The organism is Brunnivagina elsteri CCALA 953 (assembly GCF_002289455.1).
GTDB lineage: Bacteria > Cyanobacteriota > Cyanobacteriia > Cyanobacteriales > Nostocaceae > Brunnivagina > Brunnivagina elsteri.
The window spans coordinates 1-6,888 of sequence record NZ_NTFS01000356.1 but is presented as its reverse complement, the minus strand read 5'-3'; the positions used below and the strand labels follow the sequence as shown (position 1 = coordinate 6,888).

Below are 6,888 nucleotides of genomic sequence, written 5' to 3'. Positions count from 1 at the left end.
TATCCAGCTACAGAATTTTTCCCATACGTTGGCGCTTTCGCGTCTTTGTAAGGTTGCGGTCATGTTTTTATGATTGCTTTATTGTGATGAATGTATCGTGTAGGTCTATTTACCTGCCGATGAGTAAATACTAACTTCTTTATGAAAATTTGTAAAGGTTTTTAATAAAAGTATTGAAAATTCGGGTTTGGGGTAATTACTGCAATGGTTTACAGATTCCCGAACAAGTTTAGTGATGAATATAGATATGAATAAATGTTGGGGAAAAACCGCCAAGACGCGGAGAACGCCAAGAAGAGAGTAAAAGATACACAATTTTTTATAGTGCGATGTAAATCTGGTGGTGCGATAGCACTATATATAGTGATAAACCTTAACGTATGATTTCGCGGTTACTTCCTGGGGATTCGCTTTATTTTTGATTATGGTAGCGAACCCGATTACAGTAACCGGGTTCGCTGCAAAACTTAGTAGGGGGTCAGACTTTAACCCTGCCCTCTGCAAGTGCTTTTACATCGCTCACTGTGAGGGCATTACCACCAATTCCCCAGTCACCACTCTTGACCTCTTCGATCACGACCCAGGTCACTGAACGCAGATTTTCGCCTTCGATCGACACCATCGTATCCGTGAGCTTGCGGATCATCTCTTGCTTTTGCGCTGGTGTGAACACACCTTCAATCAGCTTGACATTCAATAAGGGCATCGGTTTTCTCCTGCTTATTTTGCGTAAAGGATGGCAGACAAAACGACCGTTCGTGCTTTTATCTATTTTGATTATTACGACCGCTCATGCTATTGTCAAGGTATGGGCAACATTTCGTCATCAAAAACCAGTTTGGAAGGAAAAAAGCCTCGCAAATCATTAAAAGGGCAGACGAGTCGCGAAACCATTCTGCTGACTGCGACGAGACTGGCTACTATTAAGGGATTGAGCAGCCTATCGTTAGGATATCTGGCTGCTGAGGTTGAGATGAGCAAGAGTGGTCTCTACGCTCACTTCAAAGACAAAGAAGAATTAGAACTGGCGATGATCGAAATGGCGGCGGTGATTTTTGACAGGGAAGTGCTTCAACCTGCGATGAACGCGCACGGGGGAACTGAACGGCTCAGGGTAGTGACTGATGCCTACCTTTCCCATCTCGAACATAAAGTTTTTCCAGGTGGGTGTTTTTTTGCTGCGGTTGCTGCGGAACTTGACACCCGTCCTGGTTTAGCACGCGATCGAGTTTTCCAGGTGATAGGTGGGTGGCTTTCATTATTGAGACAATGCATTCTTGAGGCGCAAGAGATTGGAGAAATAGATTCCAAGACGGACGTGGATCAGGCAGTTTTTGAAATCGAGGCGATGCTTTTGGCTGCGAATTTCCTTTTTGTCATGACGAACGATCTGATTCATCTGTCACAAGGGCGCAAAGGGATGGAAAATGTATTAGCACGGCTCTCAGTTGGCACGGAATTGAGAAAGAAACGCTCGATTCGCAGGACACCGTGATTTTGCCGCAGTGCTAAGTGACTGCAAGAAAAAGTACAAATACTTTTCCAACCTGGTCAATCATGCTTCGGCAGATATTGCCCCAGCAGAAATGCCAAAGCCGCCTAACTATTTATTGTACTGACAGTTTCCACATTTTATTACAATCTTTCTAGTTATGCGATCGCTGTCGAACTCACGTTAAATATTAAACAACAATGCTGCCAATAGTTCCTTGTCATAAATCTATTTATTTGTAGCCGAATATTTGCCGATAAGCAGAGCTTAATGCCCTTGGCATGTCACAATTAAAAATGCTCACTACCTCAATCAAACTTTAATGTCGATATGGCTCGATCTAGATCGACAGCTACAAATTTATCAAGTGGGATGTACATCCAACAGAGCGATCGCATTTGATCTGGGGTGGTATTTTGGAATCCAAGTGCTGATGCTAACTGTTGATCGGCTGGATGCATGGGTAAGGTATAAATGTCGCAAAGGTTGGGGAAGTCAGCTTGGACTATATCTAGGGTATTTTTGACATCTTTTAATAATTGTTTGATACTATTTTGGTTTTTATAGGGAAAGTCAATCTGCCATCCCCGAACATGAAGGGAGGTACATGAGGTATCCCCAGGTTTGGCTATTTTGATGGGATCGATTTCTACATCTGTATTTAGATACAGGCTTTTACCTGGAGGTAAAAAGAAGTTTTCTTCGGATTCGGCAGCTACGGGGTAAAGGATATAGAAAGCGATGGCATTTTGGGTTTCGGGATGTCTAAGTACTCGCATTCCCGCAGGATATTGATTTGCCCAGGTACGTAAAATGCGGGCAATGCGGTGGGGAACAATGGTATTTTTCTTGTTAATCCAGTTGTAATAATGTGCGAGGAAACTGCCAACGGGGATTGTGTCGATTCTGGGATTGAATGCGTCGGGAATTAATTGGATTGTTTCAGGATTTTGGCTGGTGTTTTCTGGATTTGCTGGATCGGGATGTTGCGATCGCCAACGTACTCGAATACAAATTGTATTACCATCAAAGTTTTTTTCAATTAAACCTAAGCCAACCAGCTTATCTAGCATCATTCCTGCTGCGCGATCGCTTCCTCGTTCTGAGTCGCTGTAGAAAAGTTCTTGCGCTTCTCGATGGGTACATGGAACAGAACCTTCTGGAAAGTCTAGTTGGGTTAAAGGTAATTTTGGTTTTTTACCTAGTTCGTATTCTTGTTTGAGTAATAAATAAGCCCATAGTTTGACGAAATACTCAGCCCGACAACGTGTTAAACCAACTTGTCCTTGTAATTGCATGACATATTTACGCTGTTCTTCTGGAGGGAAGAATTGGTCAATGTTGGTTAGATGGTTGGCTAGATGCATGATGACAGATTTATTCTTGGTAGCTAGCTAAAACTTCACCCTACTTCAGGACGATTCCGCAAATTTCGCGACAAACAAAGTTACTTCGTGATGGTTGGAATACTTACGAATAAGTCATTGCAGGTACATATTACCCATCAGGATAATGCAGCTATCTGGTTTATTGTTACTTATTTTTTCTGTCGTGAGTATCTAGTCTTTAAGGAGATAAATTATGCTTTCATCTGAATTTAGTAACCAATATAATATAACATCTACCGAAAGAGGTATTTTTGATGATAAAGATGGTGATGATTATATTGATAGCCAAAATATTGATAGTCAGAAGTTGCTGCCATTGCCACAAATATATTTATTACAGGCAGTGATTGAAAGTTTTGTCGATGGCATTTTAATACTGACTACTGAAGGTGAATTGCTTCATGCAAATGAATGTGCGCGTGAAATGTGTTTACAGTTATTGCCGGAAAATAAAGGAAATGGGATACCAGTGGAAATTTGGCAGGTTTGTGAGTCGCTAATTGAAAGTCGCGAACTTTTCCCTAATGAAAAAATTTTTATGGAGTTTGAAGTAGATAAACAATCCGTAAAATTGCGGATTCGAGTGCGATGGTTGGAATTTGATGATAATGAAGATAATTACATGATTGTGACTCTTGAAGACTGCCACGAATCTAGCCAAAATATGGCAATTCGAGATGCAAGAAAATTTGGTTTAACTGAACGGGAAGCTGAAGTGTGGTTGTTACGTCGTGAAAATTTTTCTTATAAGGAAATTGCTAAACAGCTTTATATTACGATTAATACTGTTAAGAAGCATTTGAAGAATATTTACGCTAAACAGCAAGATATGGATTTTGGGCAATGGGCATAGGTGATTGGGCATTAAGGATTAGAAATAGTTAGAGGGTTAGAAAATAAAAAATTAGAGAAAATAAAAAATAAGCAATAGGAAAACAATTGCTTATTCCTCATTTCCCCATTCACCATTCCTACGGTGTACACACAACTAGTATTGCCAAGGGTTTTAAGCCTTATAGACCATTTAATCTGTCATTACTTCGCTTCGCTCGTAATCGCAAAAACTACGGGATTACGCGATTGCTACCCTGCGGGAACGCTAAGAGCGTAGCTTGCTTCTCCGCTTCGGAGTACGCAATGACAGGCTAAAGTGAGACGATGAAACCAAGCTTCAGATGTAATTTTAAGACTTGTGCGTACACCGTAAATTCCCCATTCCCAGTGCCCATTTACCTATGTATATTACCTACAGCCCTGCCTACACTATTGTCCCAACTTATGAGTGCTTTAATCGCTGTACTTATTGTAATTTTCGTGTAGAGCCAGGTAAAAGTCCTTGGATGACTTTATCTGAGGCAACAAAGATATTTCAAGACTTAAAAAATCAAAATCAAATTGTCTGCGAAATTCTCATCCTGAGTGGAGAAGTACACCCAAATTCATCTCGTCGTCAAGAGTGGTTTAAACTTATTTATAATTTGTGTGAATTAGCACTAAAAATGGGCTTTTTACCACATACGAATGCTGGACCATTGAGTTTTGGGGAAATGGAAGCTCTTAAACAAGTTAATGTTTCAATGGGTTTAATGTTGGAACAAATAACCCCAAAATTGTCAGAGAATGTCCACAAATACGCACCAAGTAAGTTACCTGAAGTTAGGTTACAACAAGTACAATGGGCTGGTGAGTTGCAAGTACCTTTTACAACAGGCATATTACTGGGGATTGGAGAACAAGAAAGCGATCGCACTCGTAGTTTAGAAGTGATTTCTCGGATACATCAACGCTACAATCATATCCAAGAAGTTATCTTGCAACCCTATAGCCCAGGAAGTCAGCAAAGCTATGATGCACCTGGATTTGACCCACTTCAATTACCTGAACTTATCGCGGAAGCAAGGGAAATTTTACCTGCGGATATCGCAATTCAAATACCACCTAATTTAATTCCCGACAAACAGTGGTTAATTGCTTGTTTAAAGGCTGGAGCAACTGATTTAGGAGGAATTTCACCCCATGATGAGGTAAATCCTAATTATCCCCATCCAAAGATAGAAATACTAAAGAAAGATTTAGAAACTACGGGTTTACAATTAGTCCCAAGGTTGCCAATTTATCCACAATTTGATAGGCACTTGTCAAAAGAAATACAGACTAAAGTGCAACAATGGAGACATAATATTAATAACTTTGGAGATTAGGAGGAGATAAGCTCAAAAAATCCGGAAATTATCGGAAAGAGGTGAAGTTAAAAATATTGACCAAGTTTTAAGGTTGATTAACTCTTGGGTGGGAAGTTATGCTTAATGCTGGTGAAGGAAAGGATTTGGTTGCTTGTGAGTTTGAGGTTTTACCAACCGAGGTAAATGAACATTTACTTGAACATTTACTTTGGTGCGATCGCGCTGATGGTTTTACCGATTCTGGGCATTATGATGAAGCTGTACATGCATATCAACAAGCTTTGAAAATTAAATCTAATTATCAAGAAGCTTGGCTGAATCTTGGTGCAGTTTTGTGTGATAAGCTACAAAAATATGAAGAAGCGCTAATCTGTTTTGACAACGCTTTGAGGATTAATTATTTGGACGATTTCGCTTGGTATAATCGTGGAAATGTCTTAGAACATTTGCAACGCTACGAAGATGCTTTAGCTTGCTATAATATTGTCTTAAAATTCAGCCCAGACGATGAAGCCGCATGGTACAGTCACGGTTGGATATCGTATGAATTGGGTGATTATGAAAGTGCGATCGCATCTTTTGATAATGCCTTAGAATTAAACCCAGAAGATGATTCGGCTTGGTACAATAAAGCTTGCTGTCATGCACTCCAAGGTGATATTCTGCAAGCGGTTATGAGTTTGAGCGAAGCAATTCAACGCAGTCCAAATCAATACCACCAAATGGTAAAAACCGAAACTGATTTTGATGATATTCGCGATGATGTTCGTTTTCAAACTTTGATGCAAGAATTATTTTTGGTAAGCTAATATTTGTTACCAAAGAAAGGCAGCAGGAATAAAATATATACTTTACCCTTTGTGTTGAAAAGTTTTGTGGAAGATTGCTTTCCACAAAACTTTTTGCTGTCACTTTCTTTTAAAATCCTTAAATTTATCCAAAATCTATATTATAGGGTTTCTGTTTGTCTTTTTCCTTCCACCTTCTCATCTCAGTAAAGTCACCTAATTACTGGAGTTTAGACTAAACTCCAGTCTTGATACTCGGCTATTTTGTCCAGGTAGTACCATTTGACCATTTCATGCAATTAGGCGCGATTAAAGTTGCCGTGTGGATTGCATCATCAGTAAAATTAACAGTTGCTTGACCAGGCGCAGTCATATTTCCCCGTGCATTAGGGCGATTATATTTAGACATCCCGATTAGGAGTTCATCGCCTACCTGTCTGATCTTTGGACCATATTCGCCTTCATATTTCCAAGACCCCGCAAATTGAGTTGCCTGCCAAACCGTGCCATTATTCCAACTAATTTGTCCGTCTCCGTTTAAAGTACCAATAAAAGTTCCATCATCAGGAAAAGTGACTTCGATTTTAGTGGGGTTAAGCATCCGTCCCATAGCAGTTGGTCGCCTAAAATTTGACATGTTCACTCTAATCCGATTACCGCTAATCTGACTGACCGGAATGCCTTTACCAGAGTGAAACCAAGTACCATTAATCATCGAACAAGTACTCTCACGAGCAATTCTCATCGGTTGACGGCTGGGGAAGTCTTCTGCCTTGGTTTGTAGGGCACTTGTAGAAGCGATCGCGAGTAGAGTAGCGCCAGCAAAAATAGCAGCTACGGATTGAGGGATTTTCATCAAAGTATTTACCTGAGAAGTAATTATTAATTTAGAAGTTTTCTGTCGATAGTGTTAACAACAATAGATAGAACCCACATTTCGGAGTTATGGAAAACTTTGCAATAATTCCCCGACAGTTTTATAGGGGAAGACTCGAATCATTGTCCAATGGATATAACTGTACCAATCTCTATTAAGA

The 6,888-nt window shown here is 40.0% G+C and carries 7 protein-coding genes; 4 read left to right on the top strand and 3 right to left on the bottom strand.

Annotated elements, in window-relative coordinates:
* Positions 1-478: 478 nt before the first annotated feature.
* Positions 479-706: a tautomerase family protein gene (locus tag CK510_RS23640; protein WP_095724010.1), complete on the bottom strand. Its 228-nt coding sequence runs from the start codon at positions 704-706 to the stop codon at positions 479-481.
* Positions 707-736: 30 nt separating this feature from the next.
* Between CK510_RS23640 and CK510_RS23635 the strand changes: the two genes are divergently transcribed.
* Positions 737-1,495 (top strand): TetR/AcrR family transcriptional regulator, encoded by a 759-nt coding sequence (locus CK510_RS23635; RefSeq protein WP_211293279.1) that lies wholly within the window; start codon positions 737-739, stop codon positions 1,493-1,495.
* 305 nt (positions 1,496-1,800) lie between these two features.
* Here CK510_RS23635 and CK510_RS23630 read toward each other — a convergent pair whose 3' ends face one another.
* The gene (locus CK510_RS23630) at positions 1,801-2,859 is read right to left on the bottom strand and encodes a hypothetical protein (protein WP_095724009.1); all 1,059 of its coding nucleotides are present in this window, start codon (positions 2,857-2,859) and stop codon (positions 1,801-1,803) included.
* Positions 2,860-3,073: 214 nt separating this feature from the next.
* Between CK510_RS23630 and CK510_RS23625 the strand changes: the two genes are divergently transcribed.
* The 3 genes from CK510_RS23625 to CK510_RS23615 all read left to right on the top strand — a co-directional run bounded on the left by CK510_RS23625 (position 3,074) and on the right by CK510_RS23615 (position 5,872).
* A complete protein-coding gene (locus tag CK510_RS23625) occupies positions 3,074-3,733 on the top strand; it encodes a helix-turn-helix transcriptional regulator (RefSeq protein ID WP_095724008.1) in 660 nt (219 codons plus the stop codon).
* A 382-nt stretch (positions 3,734-4,115) separates the two neighbouring features.
* A complete protein-coding gene (gene cofG, locus CK510_RS23620; RefSeq protein WP_211293278.1) occupies positions 4,116-5,081 on the top strand; it encodes a 7,8-didemethyl-8-hydroxy-5-deazariboflavin synthase subunit CofG in 966 nt (321 codons plus the stop codon).
* Positions 5,082-5,179: 98 nt separating this feature from the next.
* Positions 5,180-5,872, top strand: coding sequence for a tetratricopeptide repeat protein (locus CK510_RS23615; protein WP_095724007.1), 693 nt, complete (start codon positions 5,180-5,182; stop codon positions 5,870-5,872).
* A 238-nt stretch (positions 5,873-6,110) separates the two neighbouring features.
* Here the strand turns inward: CK510_RS23615 and CK510_RS23610 are convergent, their stop codons facing one another.
* Positions 6,111-6,707 carry a hypothetical protein gene (locus CK510_RS23610; protein WP_095724006.1) on the bottom strand — a complete coding sequence of 199 codons (597 nt, stop codon included), beginning with the start codon at positions 6,705-6,707 and terminating at the stop codon, positions 6,111-6,113.
* Positions 6,708-6,888: the final 181 nt, after the last annotated feature.